The organism is Martelella mediterranea DSM 17316 (genome assembly GCF_002043005.1).
GTDB lineage: Bacteria > Pseudomonadota > Alphaproteobacteria > Rhizobiales > Rhizobiaceae > Martelella > Martelella mediterranea.
The window spans coordinates 4614432-4633869 of record NZ_CP020330.1; the positions used below are offsets into that span (position 1 = coordinate 4614432).

Sequence of the window (19438 nt, forward strand, 5' to 3'; positions counted from 1 at the left end):
TTTTGCGACAGGAGATCGGATCATGAAACTTGCCGGCCTTGTGCTGGTGGTGGTCGGGCTTGCGGGCCTCACCATCCGCATCTTGCTCTATCAATATCCCGACGTCGCGGGCACGATCGAGGGCAGCCTTTTGAGCCCGCTTTCGCACCTGACGATCGCCGTCGGCGCGGGGCTGCTGGCGCTCCACCTCCTCTACCGGGTGCTGCGCCACGTCATGCATTTCTGAAGTCCGTTAAATCCGCTTGCCGGCACGCTCGTTCAGCGTGCTTTCCACAAAGGCCGCGACATCGCGGTCGGCGGGATAGAGTTCGAGATACCGCCGCCATACCTCGACCGCCGCCTCTTGCCGCCCGGTCCTGTCGAGGATCGTCGCCATCAGGCCGAGCGCTCCGAAATCGCGCGGCTCCAGCGACAGCGATGTGCGGATATCGTCCATGGCGCGTTCGAGATCGCCATGGGTGTAATGAAGCACCGCGCGCTTGCGGTAGGGGGCTGCCTCGTCCGGCCTCAGCGCAATCGCCTCCGACAGGAAATCGAGCGCCGCTGCGCTGCGGCCATTGTTTTCCGAATCATCCGACCATTCGATCAGCAGGGAAACCGTGGGGCTTGGCGAGCGGTCGAGATATTCGTCGATCTGGCGGGCAAGGTCGGCCGCCCGTCCGGCATCGCTTGTGCGTTTCAGCCGGTCGTAAAGCCTGTCAAGCGGGTCGGACTCGACAAGCGCATCCGGCATCGCGGAAACCTGTTCGTCCGCGGCGTTGCCTTGGGCAAGCGCCGGCAGCGGGCCGGTGGCCAGAGCGGCGAGTATCAGAATGGCGGACATAGAAAAGCGCATGACGGGAATGGTACCCCGTCATGGCGAAAATTCAAACAGATAATGCGCTGATTTTCTCAGCCCTGACGGGCCTTGAAGCGCGGATTCTGCTTGTTGATGATGTATACCCGGCCCTTGCGGCGCACCAGACGGTTTTCCCGGTGACGGGACTTGAGCGCCTTGAGCGAATTCTTGATCTTCATGTTTTCGATCCGCTGTTTGTGCCGCTCTCGACTGATCAGTAAAGGCGGTCAGTATTGATATTCAAAGGCGCGCCTTGAAAAAGCGCGCCCGACAGTGGCCGCTACCTAGCGAATGATCGCCGCCAAGTCAACCGTCACGACGCTTTTCCAGAACGGTGACATGGCCCATTTTCCGCCCTGCCCGGGTTTCGGCCTTGCCATAGAGATGCACGAGCGCGCCTTCGGTCGTCATCCACTGCGGAATCCGCTCCATATCGTCGCCGACGATGTTGTGCATAACGCAATCGCTGTGGCGGACGGGGTCGATCAGCGGCAGGCCGCAAACGGCCCGGATATGCTGCTCGAACTGGGAGAGAACGCAGGCCGCCTCGGTCCAGTGGCCGGAATTGTGGACGCGCGGCGCGAATTCGTTGGCGATCAGCCTGCCGTCTCGGGCGACGAACAGTTCCAGCCCCAGCACGCCGACATAATCGAGCCCGATCAGAAGCCGCTCCGCTGCCGCGCGGGCAGCCGCGCCGGTCTGCGAAGACACATTGGCCGGGACGGTGGATGTCCGCAGAATGCCCTCGCGGTGCACATTTTCGGCCGGGTCGAAGCAAACGATCGTGCCGTCCATGCCGCGCGCCGCAATCACCGAGATCTCGCGGTCGAAATCGATCCACTCCTCGAAGATCGCGGGCGCGCCATCAAGCGCTGCAAAAGCGGCCTCCGGGTTATTGTCGCTGCCGTCAAACACCCACTGACCCTTGCCGTCATAGCCGAAGCGCCGGGTCTTCAACACGCCGCGTCCGCCAAATGTCTCGAGCGCCGCGGCAAGATCCTCGGCCGTATCGACCGCACGGAACCCGGCGGTGGCGATGTCGCTGTCGTTGAGGAAGGTCTTCTCGGTGAGGCGATCCTGCGAAACGGAAAGCGCGCGCGCCGGCGGGTAGACCGGCCGTTCGCCGGAGAGAATCGCCGCGCTTTTCTCCGGCACGTTTTCGAATTCATAGGTGATCACTTCACAGGCGCCGGCAAGTTCAAAAAGCGCCGCCTCGTCATCATAGGCCGCCACGATATGGCGGTTTGCGACCTGCGCGGCCGGGCAATCTTCCTGCGGTTCCAGAATAACGGTGCGGATCGAAAGCCGGGCGGCCGCCATGGCCAGCATACGGCCAAGCTGGCCGCCGCCGATGATACCGATGGTTTTCATGAAACTCATTCGTCCTTGTCGATGGGGTATTCGGCAACGCTTGCCGCCTGGCGCACGCGGTATTCATCCAGCCGGCCCGCAAGCTCGGGATCGGCAAGCGCCAGAACCGCTGCGGCCAGAAGCGCAGCATTGACCGCGCCGGCCTTGCCGATGGCGAGCGTTCCGACGGGTATGCCCGCCGGCATCTGCACGATCGACAACAGGCTGTCCTGGCCGGAGAGCGCGCGCGACTGAACAGGTACGCCGAAGACCGGCAGCGGCGTCAGCGCCGCCATCATGCCCGGCAGATGGGCCGCCCCGCCGGCGCCTGCGATGATGATTTGAAAACCCTCGGCGCGGGCGCTGCGGGCGAACTCATACATGCGGTCCGGCGTGCGGTGGGCGGAGACGATCCGCGCATCGTAATCGATGTCGAGAATATCGAGAATGTCGGCGGCGTTCTTCATCGTTTCCCAGTCGGACTGGGACCCCATGACGATGGCGACAGGCGGATTCTTGATCGGGCTCATCGGCATTCCATTGTTTCAACAAATTCGACGAATGTGGCACGCGCCGACCATGCGTCGTTTCGGGCGAAACACGCTCTAGCATCAATCGTTTTCGGTGAAAAGCAAGGCGCCGGGGAGATCACGCGTGCCAGGGGCAAAATGCCCTCACAAAATCACATTTCCGCCTTCGACAAACGTCTTCGATCATGGCATGCTGATATTGCACTTTGATGACGAGGCGCCGCATCCGGCGGCGCGAAACCAAAGGAAGGACGTGTGCAATGACAGTTCAGACGCATCTTGCCGCACTCGAGGAAAAACATTCCGAACTTGAGAGGAAGCTTCACGACATAATGGCTTCGCCGTCCAGCCACGACCAGGAAATCGCATCGATCAAACGCAGGAAACTTCACCTGAAAGACGAGATTGAACGCCTCCATCACTCCGCTACTTAAGACACCCCCCTGTCCTCAAACGCCCCGGCCCAAAACCGGGGCGTTTTTGTTTTGCGCAACGCGTTTCTGACCGATGGCTCGAAGCCCCCGCTATATTTAAACCCCGTCGTCCTTCTCCCGCTTCTTCATCACCCCGATCCTGAGCATCACCTCGCGCGGTATGTCGTAGGTCGATTTCAAATGGTGATCGGTGCGAAGTCCCAGATAATCGCGCTGGATGAACAGCGCGAAAGCGCGGTCGGCCGCCGCCTGCACCAGTTCGTCACGGTCCTGATTGGAGCCCGGCGTCTCGTCGTGGCGTCTGAGCGCTGCCAGCGCCTCCTCCAGCCGTCCGCCGATCCGCCCCAACGCCTGCGCCGTTTCCTGCATGATTTCGTATTGCAGGGCGTCCAGATCGGGATCGAGCGGCCTGCTGCTGGTGCCCGGCAATATCGGTTTCCTGGTGGCCATGATCTTTTCCTTGCGTCTTCCCCGAAGATCGGAAGATGAATGCACGAGGTCAAGGGTTTGAAACCAAAAGCGGGCCAACCGTAAATGTCCGGCAGACTTGTCATATGGCGTTATAAGACCTATATTTTGCCAAACTGCAATAACGGGATCAAACATGCCCCATCTGCAAGTAATCGAAAAAACCGCGCATCAGGCCGCCGCCCCCGAGATTACCGAGGCGGAGGGACAGGCGATGGCGCGGGCGACGGTCAATCTGTTTTCGCGCTGGCGGGTCAGCGACAGCCAGGCCTGCATCCTGCTGGGCGGGTTGTCGCCGCGCACCTGGGCGCGCTGGAAGGGCGGCGATATCGGGCGCATCCCCCGCGACCTCAAGGCCCGGCTTTCCAACCTGATGGGCATTCACAAGGCGCTCCGGATCATCTTCACGGACACGGACCGGGTCTATGGCTGGGTGCGGCGGGAAAACGCGGCTTTCGGCGGCGCATCGGCGCTTGACGTCATGCTTGGCGGCGAACTGACCGATATCATGCGGGTGCGGCGTTATCTCGACAGCATCCGGGGCGGCTGAGCTTGACCATGCCCGATATCGTGCGCGTGCGGTGGGCAAAGACCCACCGGATCATCCGTTCGCGTTTCCCGCCGATCGATCTGTTCGAGGATATCGCCGATCCGGCCGACTGGGACGCGATCCTGTCGGCCGAGGCCAAGACCAATCCGCGCGTCAGCCAGAGCGTCGGCATGCTCGATCTGGTGCCGCCCGAGCGCCGTGTTGCCGGAGAAGGCGCGTCATGGGCGATGGCGCCCTTCGTCCACACCTCGACGGACCGGCCGAGCCGGTTCAGTGACGGTTCGTTCGGCGTCTATTATGCCGGCGACCGGATCGAGGTCGCGCTGTTCGAGACCATACATCACCATGCCATATTCATGGCGGCCACGAACCAGACTCCCGGCTGGACTTCCGATTTTCGCGAACTCGTCGGCACGCTCGGCGCCGATCTCCACGATGTCAGCGACCGGACGCGTTTTGCCGAACTCTACGATCCCGACGACTATCGCAGGCCGCAGGCGCTGGGCGCGGAACTCCACGCGGAAAATGCGAACGGCATACTCTATCGCAGCGTCAGATATCCGGATGGCGCGGCGGTCGCCCTGTTCTGGCCGGATGTCGCCGGAATACCGGTGCAGGGGCAGCATTTTTCCTATTACTGGGACGGTGCAAACGTTGCCACGGTCAAGAACCTCGGCACCGGCGAGCTATTCGCCGTGGTCGATTAGAGCGCGTCCAGGAAAAGTGGATACCGGTTCTCCGTCCGGACGCACGTGAAAACAAACAGATAGAGCATTTCCGGTGATCCGGTTTTCAACGGAAATGCTCTGGCTCCGCTGGCGCCTTTCCGAAGGCATTGATTTCCGTCCAGATCAGGTCCTGCACCGCCGTGTGGCCGCCTGCCAGGCGCACCGCCGCCACCGTCAGCAGCGTGTGAGGCAGCACGTCTCGGAGGTCGAAGAGCAGGCCGGCGCGGATCGCGTCCCTGGCAATGCTTTCCGGCACCCAGGCGACGCCGACGCCGCTGATCGCGAATTGCAGGGCGGCCAGCGTCAGCGCGGTCTCGACCTTGCGGCGGACGAACTCGCCGCTCGGGACCTGCGGCATCACCTCCTCGTTGAAAATCCGGCCGAGAAAGGCGTCGCTCGGATAGGCGATCACCGGCAGTTCGCCGCGCGCATAACTGTCGTTCAGCACGCCGAGACCATGGGTGGCGAACACCGGGATAAAGGCTTCCGTGCCGAGATTGACCCGTTCGAGATAGTCCTCGGTCTCCGCCGCTGCCTCGGCCACCGACTGGTAGTTCAGCAGAAGATCGGCCTGCTTGGTCATCAGCAGCGCCAGACACTCGTCGCGATTGGCCGAGCGCAGGCGCACGCTGACGTCGATCGTGTTCGAGAACGCCTCGATGATGCCCGGGGCTCGCGACGTGGTGATCGCGTGCTGGCTCGCAATCACGATGCGGTTGTTGGCCTCGCGCCCCTGCCGACGCAGTTCGTAAAGCAGGTCCTTCATCTCGGAGACCAGCCGCTTGATCTCCTCCTGCTGGGCGGAGATCGACGGCTTGAGGCCGACGGGCTTGCGGTCCCGATCGAACAATTCGGCGCCGACATAATCCTCGATCGCGCGGATACGGCGCGAGAAGGCCGGCTGAGTGACGTTGCGCCGCGCGGCGGCCGCATTGAACGATCCGGTCTCCACCACCGCCAGGATATCCTCGAGCCATTCAAGCCGCATGAAAGCCTCCTAATATGCACACCTTGCATTTTATCGCGCGAAAACGGCATTTGATCAACGAAAGGAAATGCGCAAGATTTGAAATCACGCAATTTGATCAAGGTTGGTTTCCATGCATCTCGCCCGTTTTCCCCGCGTTCATCTGGCCCACCTGCCAACGCCTCTGGAGCGGCTCGACCGCCTGACGGCGGAACTCGGCGGCCCCGAAATCTGGATCAAGCGCGACGATTGCACCGGGCTTTCGACCGGCGGCAACAAGACCCGCAAGCTGGAATTCCTGATGGCCGAAGCCCAGGCGATGAAAGCCGACGTGGTGATGACCCAGGGCGCAACGCAGTCCAACCATGCCCGCCAGACGGCCGCCGCCGCCGCCAAGCTCGGCATGGCCTGCCATGTCCTGCTTGAGGACCGCACCGGCTCCAACGACCCGAACTACAATGAAAACGGCAACGTCTTCCTCGACTACCTCCACGGCGCCACCGCCGAAAAGCGCCCCGGCGGGCTGGACATGAATGCCGAGATGGAAGCTGTCGCCGACGAGATCCGCAAGACCGGCAAGACGGTCTACACCATCCCCGGCGGCGGCTCGAATGCGACCGGCGCGCTCGGCTATGCCAATTGCGCGCTGGAACTGGTCTATCAGGCCAATGAGCGCGATCTCGCGATCGATCATCTGGTGCACGCCACCGGCAGCGCCGGCACCCAGGCGGGCCTGATCGTCGGCCTCAAGGCAACCAACGCGCAAATCCCGCTCTTGGGCATCGGCGTGCGCGCGCCGAAGCCGAAACAGGAGGAAAACGTCTACAAGCTTGCCCTTGCGACCGCCGAAAAGCTCGGCTGCCCGGGCGTCGTCGCCCGCGAGGATGTGGTCGCCAATACCGATTATGTCGGCGAGGGCTACGGCATCCCCGCCCCCTCCACGATCGAGGCGATCGAGATGTTCGCCCAGGTCGAAGGCATCCTTCTGGACCCGGTCTATTCGGGCAAGGGCGCTGCCGGCCTGATCGACCTGATCCGCAAGGGCATGTTCAAGAAAGGTGAAAAGATCGTTTTTCTCCATACCGGCGGTTCGGCAGGATTGTTTGGCTATACAAGCGCTTTCGCCTTCGATCATACTACCCCCGTCGCCGCCGAATAGAAGGTCATTTCCTTTATGGCACCGAAACCGTTTGCGGGCACGTTTACCCAGCAGGAACCGCTTGGCGAGGCGGCGATTGCCGCTGCTATCCGCGTGCTCGAAAGCGGCAGGCTGCATCGCTACAACACGGTTGCCGGCGAGACCGCGGAGGCGGCGCTGCTCGAGGCGGAATTCGCCGCCTTTCAGGGCGTGGATTACTGCCTCGCCTGCGCCTCCGGCGGCTATGCCATGCATATCGCGCTGATGGCGGCCGGCCTGAAGCACGGCGAGCCGGTGCTGACCAACGGCTTCACGCTGTCGCCGGTGCCCGGCGCGATCGTCAACGCCGGCGGAAAGCCGGTGCTCGTCGAATGCACGCGCAATCTGGTGATCGACCTTGACGATCTGGAGCAAAAGGCCGCCGGCGCGCGGTTTCTACTGCTCTCCCACATGCGCGGCCATATCGCCGACATGGACCGGCTGATGGCGATCGCGGACCGTCACGGCCTGACGGTGATCGAGGATTGCGCCCACACGATGGGGGCAGACTGGAACGGCACGAAAAGCGGCAATTTCGGCCTTGCCGCCTGTTTCAGCACCCAGACCTACAAGCACATGAATTCCGGCGAGGGCGGGTTACTCACTTCCAACGATCCGGATTTCATGGCCCGCGCCATCATCCTCTCCGGCTCCTACATGCTTTACGAGCGCCATGGCGCGGCGCCCGCCAGGAGCCATTTCGAAAAGGCGCGGCTCGAAACGCCCAATTGCTCGGGCCGGATGGACAATCTGCGCGCCGCGATCCTGCGCCCGCAACTCGCCGGACTTGAAAAGAATATCGAGCGCTGGAACGACCGCTATAGCACCATCGAGACAGCGCTGAAGTCCTCCGGCCTGTTCCATCTGCCCGAGCGCCCGGCGGCGGAGCATCCCGTCGGCAGTTCCATCCAGTTTCTGGCGGAAGACATCGCGCCTGACGCGGCCCGCGCCTTCGTGGCCAATGCGAAGGCGCTCGGCGTCGAGCTCAAATGGTTCGGCGATGCCGATCCCGTCGCCTTTACCAGCAATCATCATAGCTGGCGCTTCATCGCCGATCAGGCGCTGCCCAAGACCGATCGGGTGCTTTCCGGCCTGTTCGACATGCGCATCCCGCTGACCTTCAGCATCGATGACTGCGCCCATATCGCCGCGATCATCATCCATTGCGGCGAACAGATGCGCCTCAAGGGGGCTGCGTAACATGCGGCGGATCGGGATTATCGGCGGCATGGGGCCGGAGGCGACGGTGCTTCTGATGAGCCGCATTATTGCCGCCACGCCGGCCAGGGACGATGCCGACCATGTGCCGATGATCGTCGACAACAACCCGCAGGTTCCCTCGCGCATCAAGGCGCTGATCGAGGGCGGCGGCGAGGACCCCGGCCCGGTGATTGCCGGCATGGCGCAAAAGATCGAGGCATTCGGGGCGGAAGCGCTCGCCATGCCCTGCAACACCGCCCATCATTATGCCGAAGAAATCCGCAATGCGGTCGCCATTCCCTTCATCGACATGGTGAGGCTGACGGTCGACGCGATCAGCTCCGAAACCCGGCCCGGCGCGAAGATCGGCATGCTGGCGTCGCCCGCCCTGCGCATCACCGGGGTTTTCGACAAGGCCTTTACCGGCACCGGTCGCATTCCGCTCTATCTTGCCGACGACGGCCCTCTTCTGGAACTGATCCGCCACATCAAGATCCACGGCGCGGATGACAATGCCCGCGCGCAGATGACGGTGGCTTCCCGCGCGCTGATCTGCGAAGGCGCGGACATGCTGCTGATTGCTTGTTCGGAATTGTCGCTGGTCTCAGGCGCCGTCGATCCGGCGGCCCATTCCATTGACACGATCGATCTTCTGGCCGGCGCATGCATCGCCTTTTCAAGCGGGCAGGAGACGTGACAGAATAACGGCTGAACCTGCAATGCGGGAAGCGGTCTCAGCCTCAACAACAATAACAATGCCCGCGCCAAACCAAATCTGGAGAGTGGAATGTTGAAAACTTTGATGACTGGCGTGATCGCAGGCTCGGTCACCGTGCTGATGTCAGGCGCCGCCTTTGCAGAAACAGTGATTATCGGCCATTTCGGCAACCCGACGCCGATGCAGCTCCTGGCCTCGTCCGACGCCGTTGAACAGGCGACCGGCTGGGATGTCGAGTGGCGCAAATTTGCCGCCGGCACGGATGTGATCGCTGCCATGGCATCCGGCGACGTGGTTCTGTCCGAGCTTGGCTCCTCGCCGCTCGCCATTGCCGCCAGCCAGGGCGTGGACCTGCAGATGATCGCGTTTTCGGATGTGATCGGCAAGGCGGAATCCCTGATCGTGGCCAAGGATTCCGGCATCGAGACGCTGGCCGACCTCAAGGGCAAGCGGATTGCCGTGCCGGTCGGCTCGACCGCGCATTTCTCGCTGATGGGCGCGCTGAAGCATGAGGGCATCGCCGAGGGCGACGTCACCATCATGAACATGCCGCCGGATCAGATCGCCGCCGCCTGGGAACAGAACGCCATCGACGCCGCCTGGATCTGGCAGCCCGTCCAGGCGCAGATTTCCGAAACCGGCACGCTTCTGCTCGGCGCGGACGAAACTGCCGCCTGGGGCTACCCGACCTTCGACGCCTGGGTGGTCAACACCGAATTCGGCGAAGAGAACAAGGACCAGATCGTCGCCTTTCTGAAGGAGGTCGACCGGGTCAACAAGGAGTATCTCGCCGATCCCTCGAAATGGACCGCCGACAGCGAGCCGGTGAAGACGCTCGCCGAGGCGACCGGCGCCGATCCGTCACAGGTTCCGGGCATTCTCGAAGGCTTCGCCTTCCTGCCGCTGTCGGAACAGGTTTCCGATACCTGGCTCGGCGGCGCTGCCGAGACCATCAAGGGTACGGCCGAATTCCTGAAGTCCGCGGGCCGCATCGATAACGTCGCCGAAGACTACGCGCCCTTCGTCAACGTCGACTACGCCGAAGCCGCGAAATAGGCCCGGCAATCTCCACGCAACGCCCCCGGCCCGCAAGGTCCGGGGGCAGATGGGACCACGATCATGGTGTTGGAAATCAACAGGGCCTCCGTCGTCTATCCCTCCGCCAGCGGAAACGCGCCGGTGGAGGCGCTCCGGGAGATCGACCTTTCGCTTGGCGAAGGCGATTTCGTCGTGGCGCTCGGCGCTTCGGGTTGCGGAAAATCGACGCTTCTCAATCTCATCGCGGGTTTCCTGTCGCCGACCAGCGGCGAGATCCTGCTGGACGGCCACAAGGTCGAGGGCCCCGGCGCCGACCGCTCGGTGGTGTTCCAGAAGCACGCGCTGATGCCGTGGCTGACGGTGCGCGAAAACGTCGCCTTCGGGCTGAAGCTGCAGGGCCGCCCCAAGGCCGAGCGCGACCAGATCGCCGAAAAATTCATCGCGCTGCTCGGCCTTACGGGCTTCGAGGATTCCCCGATCTATGCGCTTTCGGGCGGCATGCAGCAGCGCATCGGCATTGCCCGGGCGCTGACCTGCGACCCGCGCGTGCTGCTGATGGACGAGCCGCTGGGCGCGCTCGACGCGCTGACGCGCGAAAAGGCCCAGGAACTCATTCTGAAAATCTGGGACAACACCAGAAAGACTGTGTTCTTCATTACCCACAGCGTCGAGGAAGCGCTCTTCATGGGCACGAAGCTGATCGTGATGTCGCCGCGCCCCGGCCGCATCACCCACCGCTTCGACCTGCCATTTTCACGCCAGTTCATCGAGGGTGCCAAAGCGCGCGAGGTCAAGGCCTCGCCCGAATTCATCAAACTGCGCGAGGAGGTGCTCTCCATCATCTTCGCCGACGAGGAAGATGCGGCATGAGCGATATCACCAAGACCAAGCCGGCGGAGACAGAAGGTCCCGCGCCGCGCAGGAAAAGCGGCGGCCTCATCGCGCGCCTTGCCAAGGGGCGGGCGACGCGGCCGGGCGAGACCTACGGCGTGCCGGGCTATGGCGACACGGTGATCCTCAGCTTCGTCACCATCCTCGTCCTGATCGGGATCTGGTGGGCTGTCACCGCGCTCGGGCTGGTAAAGCCGCTATTCGTACCGTCGCCGGTGGCGATCGTGGCGAAGTTCTTCGACACGATGCAGAACGGTTTCACCGGCACGCCGCTCTACGTCCATATCCTGATTTCCGCCGCCCGCGTGTTCAGCGCTTTTCTTCTGGCCTGCGTGATTGGCATACCGCTGGGGCTTGCCATGGGCATGAGCCCGCTGGTGCGTGGCATTTTCGATCCGCCGATCGAATTCTACCGCCCGATCCCGCCGCTTGCCTATCTGCCGCTGATGATCATCTGGTTCGGCATTGGCGAGACCTCCAAGGTGCTGCTGATCTTCCTGTCGGTGTTCGCGCCGGTGGCGCTCGGCGCCCGTTCCGGGGTCAAATCGGCGGCGATCGAGCAGATCCATGCCGCCTATTCCTTCGGCGCCAGCCGCTGGAAGGTGATGCGCTACGTGATCCTGCCGTCCGCCCTGCCGGAAATCCTGACCGCCATGCGCATCGGCATCGGCTTCGGCTGGACCACGCTGGTGGCCGCCGAAATGGTCGCCGCCACCAAGGGCATCGGCTACATGGTGCTGTCGGCCTCGCAATTCCTGCAGACCCCGACGGTGATCATGGGCATCATCGTGATCGCGGCCATTGCCTATGCCTTCGACATGCTGATGCGCTTTCTCGAGCGCAGGCTGGTGCCATGGAAGGGCAAGGCTTAAAGCCCCCTGCCCTGTTTCCGTTTCCTGCAATATCCCGATGTGAAGGGGGTGTTTCGTGCCGCGTACATATCTGAAGAAGGCGCTCAAGACCGCTGAAAGCGATGCCGCCGCCGTGACCGGGATCGTCCAGACCATCCTCGACGAGATCGAGGCGGGCGGCGAGGAAGCGGCAAAAGCCTATGCCGAGAAGTTTGACCGCTATGACGGCAATATCGTCGTCACCCGCGCGGAGATCGAGGCTGCGGCCGCCAGCCTGCCGCAGAAGCTTAAGGACGATATCCGCTTTGCCCACGACAATATCCGCCGGTTCGCGGAGGCCCAGAAGGCGACGTTGAGCGAGACCGAAATCGAGATCGCGCCCGGCTTCTTCGCCGGCCAGAAGATCATCCCATGCCAGGCCGCCGGCTGCTATGTGCCGGGCGGGCGCTACAGCCATGTCGCCTCGGCGATCATGACGGTGACGACGGCCAGGGTCGCAGGCTGCCAGCATATCGCGGTCGCCTCGCCGCCCCGGCCGGAAACCGGCGTCCATCCCGCCATTCTCTACACCGCCGATCTTTGCGGCGCAGACAGCATCCTCGCCATGGGCGGCGTGCAGGGCGTAGCGTCGATGGCCTTCGGCCTGTTCGGCCAGCCGAAGGCCGATATTCTGGTCGGCCCCGGAAACCAGTTCGTGGCGGAAGCCAAGCGCATCCTGTTCGGCCGCGTCGGCATCGACATGTTCGCCGGTCCGACCGACAGTCTGGTGATTGCCGACGCCAGCGCCGATCCCGAAATCGTCGCCGCCGATCTCGTCGGCCAGGCCGAGCACGGCTATAATTCCCCTGTCTGGCTGGTGACCGACAGCGGCGCGCTTGCCGAGAAGGTGATGGCGCTCGCGCCCGGCCTCATCGACAGCCTGCCCGAGCCGAACCGGGCAAGCGCGGAAGCGGCCTGGCGCGACTATGCCGAGGTGATTGTCTGCGACACAATCGAGGAGGTTGCCGCGACCGCCGATGACTACGCGCCGGAACATCTGAGCGTGCAGGCCGAGAACCTCGACTGGTGGCTTGCCCGGCTGAAATGCTACGGCTCGCTGTTCCTCGGCGAGGAGACCACCGTGGCCTATGGCGACAAGGCCGCCGGCACCAATCATGTGCTGCCCACCTCCGGCGCCGCGCGCTATACCGGCGGGCTTTCGGTGCACAAGTTCCTGAAGGTGGTGACCTGGCAGCGTTCAAGCCGGGACGCCTCGAAGCCGGTGGCGCTCGCCACCGCGCGGATTTCGCGGCTTGAGGGCATGGAAGGCCACGCCCGCACCGCCGACATCCGACTGGCGAAATATTTCCCCGGCGAGAATTTCGACCTCGCGGCGGTCGAGTGAAGGTGGCGGGGCCGCTCATCTGCCGGGACGAGGGCGAAGGCCCGGAGCTGGTGCTGGTCCATGGCTATCTTGGCGGCGCGGGCATGTGGGACGGCCAGTTCGCGGCCTTTGCCGGACGCTTCCGCTGCATCGCGCCAAACCTTGCCGGCTTCGGCGCGAGCAGCCATCTCGAAGCGCCCGAAAGCATCGATGGCCACGCCCGGCTGGTGTTCGAGACGCTGGATGCTCTCGGCGTCGAACGCTTCCGCCTGCTTGGCCATTCCATGGGCGGCATGGTGGTCCAGCAGATGGCGGCGATGGCGCCGGAGCGGATCGAAAAGCTCGTTCTCTATGGCACGGGACCGGTGGGCGTTCTGCCGAACCGCTTCGAGACGATCGAAACCTCCCGCCGGCGCATACGATCCGACGGCCTCGAAGCGACCGCCGCCCGCATCGCCGCGACATGGTTCATGAAGGGCGCCGACGCGGAAGGTTATGCAATCTGCGTCGCCGAAGGGGCGCGCGCCAGCCTTCAGGCGGCACTCGCCAGCCTCACCGCCTGGGAGCATTGGGACGGCACCGCGGCGCTTCCACATTTCCCGATGCCGACGCTCGTCGTCTGGGGCGATGGCGACCGCTCCTATGGCTGGAGCCAGCCGGAGACGCTCTGGAAAAACATCCCCGGCTGCCGCCTCGCCGTCGTGCCCGGCGCGGCGCATAACGTGCACATGGAGAAGCCGGAGATTTTCAATATGATCGTTGCGGATTTTCTGTCCGACGACAGTTGCCCGGCATGGACGCCTGGCCCTTTTCGCTAACCCGCCTCGGGAAAAAGTGTCTTACTTCCGATCGCATTTGTTACCGGAAGCGGCTGGGGTTGCGAGGGTTCTTCCGCTTTTTCCGACGGAGCCGCCTCCTCCTCACCGACATCGACGCCGAAACTGTCGATGGGATAGCCGTACAGCGTCACATTGGAGAGGCCGAGAGCGGAGCGGAGCGTGCCGCCGGTGAGATGGCATTGCAACAGCGCGATGTCGAGGTCGCGCTCGCTGTCGCTGCGCTCGATCAGGGCGTTGTAGTAATCCTCCTCCGCATCCAGCAGGTCATTGAGGTTGCGGGTGCCGAGATCGAAATACTGGCTGCGATAAAGCGCCCGGGTCTGATCGAGCAATTTCGTCTGGGTGTTCGCGGATGCAATCAACTGACGGGCGTTGGTCATGGCGGTTCCGGCGTCAAGCGCATCGAGCGAGGCGGTCTGGCGCACCTTGTCGAGGCGCGCCTTCGCGGCGGCAAGAGCGTCCTCGGCCGCCCTTCTCGCCGCTTCGATCGCGCCCCCCTGCCACAGCGTCGGCAGCACGTTGAAATTGATGCCCACCCTGAACCCCTCGTCATAAAGCGGCTGGCGGCCATAGGCCTCGGCCGAGACGCCGGGCAGGCGCGCCTTTTGGGCGTCTTCATATTCAAGCTGGGCCTGGGCGATTTCCAGATGCGCCAGCGCCACGTCCGGAAGCGTATCGGGCACCGTCGGCGCCGGCGTGCAGGCTCCTGGGACCTTCTCCAAGTCCACATTGAGATCGATGGCGAAGGGCCCCGAATATTCACGAAGCTGATTGGCGGCCCGGTCGCGCTCGGATTGCATTTCGAGCAGATCGTGACGCGCTTTCTCGAGGCTGTTTTGCGCCGCCAGCACATCCGGCTGGGTGGTAGCGCCCGCCGATGCGCGCTGGCCGATCAGATTGCTCAACTCGCCGAGCCGCTTGACCCGTTCCTGGTCTATTTTGACATTGTTGCGGTAGCGGCTGAATTCGGCGTAGGCGGTCAGCACGTCCATCAGCACCTGATCGGCATTGGCCTGAAACTCCAGCACGGCTTCCTGTGCGGAAAGGTCGGCGCGCGCCACCTCGCGGTCTGTTCTGCCGAAATCGAACAGCAACTGGTTGGCTGAAAGCACGAAGGACGGATCGTCGGCATCGCCGACGCCACCGGTCACGCCGCCGCTGACCGTCGGCAGGTAGCCACCCTTGGCGACATCGATATTGCCGGTTGCCTCGCGAATCGTAGCGGCGCTCTCGATCATCGCCGGGCTCTGGTAAAGCGCCACCTGCACCAGACCGTCAATGCTCTGGCCGGCCGCCGTCAGGTCCGCAGGCTTGTCGATTTCCGGCCGATCCTGCTGGATCGATCCGGTCCTGTCTTCGAATGATACGGAGGGTCGTCCAGCTCCACTTGTCGAGCAACCGGCAACGCCACCGGCCACGCCGACGCAAAGTGCGAGCAACAGACGCCGTGCGGCAGGAGCCGCACAGTGCATAATATATTGTGTCACCGCGTTTCCATGCTATGCGGTCTTGAGAAAGCGCCCAAAACCGGCCTCCCAGGACTGCTTTGTTCCCGAGCGGACAACGCACGCACAGATTGCTGCGGGAGAAGAACGAATCAGTTATGAATCAACATAACCGATTGATTCGTTATCCACAACTTAGTTGCGACCGATCACGAGGTCTCGGCATTGCGGGCGACGCCATACGGTTTCTTCAACCGCGTTGCCATTGCCGAACAGGACCTTGTACTGGCAGACGATCTCGCCGTCCTCCGCCGTGACGAATTTGAGATTGTAATCCCACGCCTTGCCATTCTTGGCCATGCTTACGGGCTGGCCGAGCAGAGAGGCAACGTCGTTCCGCGAAGCGCCGAGCTGGATCTCGCGGACACGATCGACGGTGACGGGCTTGCCGGGGCGGACAAAATAGGCGTCGAGTTCGGTCAGCGCCGGCGACACGCTGTCAAACCGCATGTTCGGGTTATGGACATTCAGCATGCCCGCGCTGGCGGCACCGGCGGACAGAACGCCCGTGAGGACGGCGATGGATATGGTCTTCAGCATTTCTCTCTCCTTCAGTTTCATTGACATCATTTCGCCCTGTCGGGCCTTTCATGCGATCAGCGCTCCCTGAGAGCCTCCCGGCCCCGATTGAGCGGCTTGATGAGATAGTCCCAGACGGTCTTTTCGCCCGTCTTGATATCGACGGTCGCGATCATGCCGGGGGAAATGGGAAACCGCTTGCCGGCCGCATTCACCAGCGCATCGGAGGCGGTGCGGATATAGACCCGGTAATAGAGGTTTTCCGGATTGATCTCGTCGCGGATCGTGTCCGGCGAGATGTTCTCGACCGTGCCGTCAAGTCCGCCGTAGACCGAGTAATCATAGGCGGTGATTTTCACCAGCGCGTCCTGGCCGGGGTGAATGAAGGCGATATCGCGCGGGGAAACCCGGGCCTCGATCAGGAGCTGATCGTTGAGCGGCACGATCGTCATGACCGCGCCGTTCGGCGAAATCACGCCGCCGATCGTCGTCACCGCCACGTCCTTGATCACGCCATGGACCGGGGAGCGGATCGTGGTGTGGGAAATCGTGTCCTCCAGCCCGTTGAGCGTGGACAGCAACGACTGCACCTCGGCCTGCGCCTCGGCCAGCTTCTCGCCGGTCTCGATGACGTATTTGGAGCGCATGTCGTCCATTCTGAGCTTGATGTCGCCCCGGTCGCGCTTGAGCTTGATCAGTTCGACCTTGCTCGCCGCCCCGGTCGCGAGCAGCGGCGTTGTCAGGCGAAGCTGCTCCTCGAGCAGCGCCATGTCGGCTTCCATATCGGCGATGGATTCATGGTAGCTTTCCGTCCGGGCCGTAAACAGCGCCTGCTCCGAGGCTCTGAGCTCGGGATAGTCGTCGAGCGCCGCCGGAAAGGTCACGGCCTCCGCGCCCGTGACTTCCGCCTGCAGCCGGGCCGCCTGGGCCAGCGAAGCGCGGTAGCGCGCCGCCGTCTCGTCATATTCGGACTTGGCGCGGGTCGGATCGAGCCGCGCCAGCACCTGACCCTTGTCGACGATCTCGCCGGCGCTGACATCGAGTTCGGCCAGAATGCCGCCGTCGAAGGACTGGATCACCTGTTCATGCGAGAGCGGCACCACCGTACCGGGTCCCGACGACACCTCCTCCACGGAGAAGAAGTATGCCCAGACGAAGAAGGCGGCGAGGATCAGGAATAGCACCAGCACGACCCTGTTCGCGCCGCTGGCGGAAATATCGTCGCCCTCGATAAGGCTGTCATAGGAAGCGGCGCTCATTGGACCTTTACCTCGCGCTTCCCGGCGGCCAGAGCCTCGCCCTTGCGCAGGCGCGTCAGAATCGTGTCGCGCGGTCCGTCCATGATGATCTTGCCGTTGGACACGACCAGCAGCCGGTCCACCAGCGCCAGGATCGACGGCTTGTGGGTGGCGACCACCAGCGTGGTTTCCCCTGCCAGTTCCGAAAGCGCGGAAAGCACTTTCTGCTCCGCGGTCTCATCAAGCGCGGCCGTCGGCTCGTCGAGCAGGATCACGGAGGGTTCGCGCAACAGCAGGCGCGACAGGATGATGGCCTGGCGCTGGCCGCCGGAAAGGCCGATACCGCCTTCCTGGATCTGCCGGTCGAGCCCCTCGGGCATGGCGCGGATGAATTCCCACGCGCCGGTGCGCTCAAGGGCGGCAATCAGTTCCTCGTCGCGGGCATTGGGCGCGCCGAGGCAGAGATTTTCCCGGATCGTGCCGTAGAACAGCCGGGCATTCTGGCCGGCAAGGCCGATATGACGGCGCAGATCGGCCGGATCGACATGGGTAATGTTGACGCCATCGACCAGAACCGTGCCCGAGCGCGCTTCCATCAGCCCCGAAAGCCCCTGCAGCAGGGTCGACTTGCCGGCGCCGTTGCGGCCGATAATGCCGACCTTGGAGCCCGCCGCGATCTTCAGACGCTCGACGGTGAGCACCGGCTCCTTTTCATAGGCAAAGACCGCATTCGCGAACTGAAATTCGCCCTTGATCACCGGCTTGTGGATGCGCTTGGCGTTTTCGGGATGATCGACCGGCAGCGTCATGATCTTGTCGAGGCTTTCGCCGGCGATCTTGGCCTGCTGCCAACGGTTGAGGATCTGCGCCACGCCGGCGAGCGGCGCCAGCATGCGGGTCGACAGCATGGCGGCGGCAACCAGCGCGCCGGTCGTCATGTCGCCGAACATCACCGCCGGCGCGCCGGCCGCGACCACGGCGATATAGACCATGCCCTGCACGGTCTGCGTCCAGTTGCCGAGCGTGCCGACGAGATCGCGCAGCTTCATGCCGCTGTCGGCGTTGACGGCGTTGTAATGGTTCCAGTGGTTCTGGAACCGATCCTCGGCCTGCAGCAGCTTGATGTCGTCGAGCCCCTGAACGGCCTCGACAAGCATGGCGTTGCGCAGCGCGGATTCGCGCATATTGGCCTTGGCCAGCGCCCTGAGCCGGCCCTGAGCCAGAACGCCAGGCAGGATTAGAAGCAGCACGGCCACCGCCGGAACCCAGACCAGGTTGCCCGCAACCCACCAGAAGATGAGGCAGAACAGCAGAAAGAACGGGATATCCGCGATCGCCGAGACGGCCGACGAGGTCATCATCTCGCGCACGTGTTCGAGTTCGCGAAGCTGCGCGATGAAGGTGCCGGTCGCCTGCGGGCGGGCGCTGTTCTTCACGCGCAGCGCATGACCGAAGACCTTGTCGGATATGCGCAGATCGGCCCGTTTGCCAATCACATCGGTGATCTTCATGCGCATCTGGCGCATGACAAAGGCGAATATCACCGCGATGAGCGCGCCGCCGCCGAGCACGAACAGCGTCGGATAGGATTGCGCCGGCACCACGCGGTCATAGACCTGCATGGAGAAGATGACGCTGGCGAGCGCGAGGATATTGGCCGCAAGCGAGGCCAGCATGATGAACACATAGGGCCTGAGATCGGCAAGGACGATCGATCTCATCCAGTGTTTGCGGAACGGCTCGATATAATTGTCGATCCGCCCATCCGGCATGCCGCCGGCCGGCCGGATCACCGCCACCAGTTCGACCCTGTCCCGGATCCCGGCAATCTTGATATCCGATGTCAGCCCGCCATCGCCGGAAAAGCCGAGCGTCAGCCGGTCGCCATTGCGCCGGGTGGCGACGGCAACCTCGCCATCCTTCAAAACCAGCACGACCGGCAGCCGCATATCGTTGATCTTGCGAAGATCGGTGCTGATGAAGCGGATCGCAAGCCCGGCCTGGCGGGCAAGCTTGCCGAAACTTCTCTTGCGGTCGCCGCTGTTATCCCAGGCATCGGCGAGCCGAAGCTGCTCGGGCGAGCAGTCGATCCGGTAATGGCCGGCAACCGTCAGCAGGGCCTCGATCCAGCGGGCCGAAACGGTACCGGTCGAAAGCTCGATCTCTTCGCCGCTCTCGCGATTTCTGTTGATGTGGATATTCATGGCTGCGCCAGACTTATTGCAAAAAGGGGT

22 protein-coding genes are annotated in these 19438 nt (G+C 63.2%); 12 read left to right on the forward strand and 10 right to left on the reverse strand.

Going from position 1 to position 19438, the window contains the following annotated elements; all coding sequences use genetic code 11:
• Positions 1 to 22 precede the first annotated feature (22 nt).
• Positions 23 to 226, forward strand: a complete 204-nt coding sequence (locus tag Mame_RS21480; protein ID WP_018064357.1) for a hypothetical protein — start codon at positions 23 to 25, stop codon at positions 224 to 226.
• A gap of 6 nt (positions 227 to 232) precedes the next feature.
• On the opposite strand, the gene Mame_RS21485 is transcribed toward Mame_RS21480, so the two are convergent.
• The 4 genes from Mame_RS21485 to purE form a co-directional block, all read right to left on the reverse strand.
• Entirely contained in the window at positions 233 to 823 is a 591-nt protein-coding gene (locus Mame_RS21485; RefSeq protein ID WP_079920961.1) for a tetratricopeptide repeat protein, read from the reverse strand.
• A 68-nt stretch (positions 824 to 891) separates the two neighbouring features.
• Entirely contained in the window at positions 892 to 1017 is a 126-nt protein-coding gene (gene ykgO / locus Mame_RS21490) for a type B 50S ribosomal protein L36 (protein WP_018064355.1), read from the reverse strand.
• Positions 1018 to 1144: 127 nt separating this feature from the next.
• Positions 1145 to 2218 carry a 5-(carboxyamino)imidazole ribonucleotide synthase gene (locus Mame_RS21495; RefSeq protein WP_018064354.1) on the reverse strand — a complete coding sequence of 358 codons (1074 nt, stop codon included), beginning with the start codon at positions 2216 to 2218 and terminating at the stop codon, positions 1145 to 1147.
• Complete coding sequence (gene purE / locus Mame_RS21500; RefSeq protein WP_018064353.1) at positions 2215 to 2724, reverse strand: 5-(carboxyamino)imidazole ribonucleotide mutase; 510 nt, start codon at positions 2722 to 2724, stop codon at positions 2215 to 2217. The genes Mame_RS21495 and purE overlap by 4 nt, the downstream gene beginning before the upstream one ends.
• A 326-nt stretch (positions 2725 to 3050) precedes the next feature.
• Between purE and Mame_RS27710 the strand changes: the two genes are divergently transcribed.
• Positions 3051 to 3152: a DUF465 domain-containing protein gene (locus Mame_RS27710; RefSeq protein WP_418287800.1), complete on the forward strand. Its 102-nt coding sequence runs from the start codon at positions 3051 to 3053 to the stop codon at positions 3150 to 3152.
• 96 nt (positions 3153 to 3248) lie between these two features.
• Here the strand turns inward: Mame_RS27710 and Mame_RS21510 are convergent, their stop codons facing one another.
• Complete coding sequence (locus tag Mame_RS21510) at positions 3249 to 3602, reverse strand: DUF6665 family protein (RefSeq protein ID WP_018064351.1); 354 nt, start codon at positions 3600 to 3602, stop codon at positions 3249 to 3251.
• Between the two features lie 154 nt (positions 3603 to 3756).
• Here Mame_RS21510 and Mame_RS21515 point away from each other — a divergent pair, with 154 nt between their 5' ends.
• Positions 3757 to 4170 carry an MbcA/ParS/Xre antitoxin family protein gene (locus Mame_RS21515; protein WP_018064350.1) on the forward strand — a complete coding sequence of 138 codons (414 nt, stop codon included), beginning with the start codon at positions 3757 to 3759 and terminating at the stop codon, positions 4168 to 4170.
• An 8-nt stretch (positions 4171 to 4178) separates the two neighbouring features.
• The gene (locus Mame_RS21520; protein WP_018064349.1) at positions 4179 to 4877 is read left to right on the forward strand and encodes an RES family NAD+ phosphorylase; all 699 of its coding nucleotides are present in this window, start codon (positions 4179 to 4181) and stop codon (positions 4875 to 4877) included.
• Between the two features lie 85 nt (positions 4878 to 4962).
• Here the strand turns inward: Mame_RS21520 and Mame_RS21525 are convergent, their stop codons facing one another.
• The gene (locus Mame_RS21525) at positions 4963 to 5886 is read right to left on the reverse strand and encodes a LysR family transcriptional regulator (protein WP_018064348.1); all 924 of its coding nucleotides are present in this window, start codon (positions 5884 to 5886) and stop codon (positions 4963 to 4965) included.
• Between the two features lie 112 nt (positions 5887 to 5998).
• On the opposite strand from Mame_RS21525, the gene cuyA reads away from it, so the two are divergent.
• The 8 genes from cuyA (at position 5999) to Mame_RS21565 (ending at position 13921) form a co-directional block, all read left to right on the forward strand.
• Positions 5999 to 7024, forward strand: coding sequence for a D-cysteate sulfo-lyase (gene cuyA, locus Mame_RS21530; protein WP_018064347.1), 1026 nt, complete (start codon positions 5999 to 6001; stop codon positions 7022 to 7024).
• A 15-nt stretch (positions 7025 to 7039) separates the two neighbouring features.
• The gene (locus tag Mame_RS21535; protein WP_018064346.1) at positions 7040 to 8242 is read left to right on the forward strand and encodes a DegT/DnrJ/EryC1/StrS family aminotransferase; all 1203 of its coding nucleotides are present in this window, start codon (positions 7040 to 7042) and stop codon (positions 8240 to 8242) included.
• A gap of 1 nt (position 8243) precedes the next feature.
• Positions 8244 to 8939, forward strand: coding sequence for a cysteate racemase (cuyB, locus tag Mame_RS21540; protein ID WP_018064345.1), 696 nt, complete (start codon positions 8244 to 8246; stop codon positions 8937 to 8939).
• A 90-nt stretch (positions 8940 to 9029) separates the two neighbouring features.
• Entirely contained in the window at positions 9030 to 10016 is a 987-nt protein-coding gene (gene tauA, locus Mame_RS21545) for a taurine ABC transporter substrate-binding protein (RefSeq protein WP_026173397.1), read from the forward strand.
• A 63-nt stretch (positions 10017 to 10079) separates the two neighbouring features.
• Complete coding sequence (locus Mame_RS21550; RefSeq protein WP_018064343.1) at positions 10080 to 10868, forward strand: taurine ABC transporter ATP-binding protein; 789 nt, start codon at positions 10080 to 10082, stop codon at positions 10866 to 10868.
• Complete coding sequence (locus Mame_RS21555; RefSeq protein ID WP_018064342.1) at positions 10865 to 11761, forward strand: ABC transporter permease subunit; 897 nt, start codon at positions 10865 to 10867, stop codon at positions 11759 to 11761. Before Mame_RS21550 ends, Mame_RS21555 begins: the two co-directional genes overlap by 4 nt.
• A gap of 55 nt (positions 11762 to 11816) precedes the next feature.
• A complete protein-coding gene (gene hisD / locus Mame_RS21560; protein WP_018064341.1) occupies positions 11817 to 13124 on the forward strand; it encodes a histidinol dehydrogenase in 1308 nt (435 codons plus the stop codon).
• 2 nt (positions 13125 to 13126) lie between these two features.
• On the forward strand, positions 13127 to 13921 hold the full coding sequence (locus Mame_RS21565; RefSeq protein WP_026173396.1) for an alpha/beta fold hydrolase: 795 nt from the start codon (positions 13127 to 13129) through the stop codon (positions 13919 to 13921).
• Here the strand turns inward: Mame_RS21565 and Mame_RS21570 are convergent.
• The 4 genes from Mame_RS21570 to Mame_RS21585 form a co-directional block, all read right to left on the reverse strand.
• Positions 13918 to 15429, reverse strand: coding sequence for a TolC family protein (locus Mame_RS21570; protein ID WP_155122167.1), 1512 nt, complete (start codon positions 15427 to 15429; stop codon positions 13918 to 13920). The two genes, Mame_RS21565 and Mame_RS21570, sit on opposite strands and share 4 nt — an antisense overlap.
• A 153-nt stretch (positions 15430 to 15582) precedes the next feature.
• Entirely contained in the window at positions 15583 to 15987 is a 405-nt protein-coding gene (gene bamE / locus Mame_RS21575; RefSeq protein WP_157624534.1) for an outer membrane protein assembly factor BamE domain-containing protein, read from the reverse strand.
• A gap of 56 nt (positions 15988 to 16043) precedes the next feature.
• Entirely contained in the window at positions 16044 to 17225 is a 1182-nt protein-coding gene (locus Mame_RS21580) for an HlyD family type I secretion periplasmic adaptor subunit (RefSeq protein WP_018064337.1), read from the reverse strand.
• Entirely contained in the window at positions 17222 to 19408 is a 2187-nt protein-coding gene (locus Mame_RS21585; RefSeq protein ID WP_018064336.1) for a type I secretion system permease/ATPase, read from the reverse strand. The genes Mame_RS21580 and Mame_RS21585 overlap by 4 nt, the downstream gene beginning before the upstream one ends.
• Between the last annotated feature and the right edge of the window lie 30 nt (positions 19409 to 19438).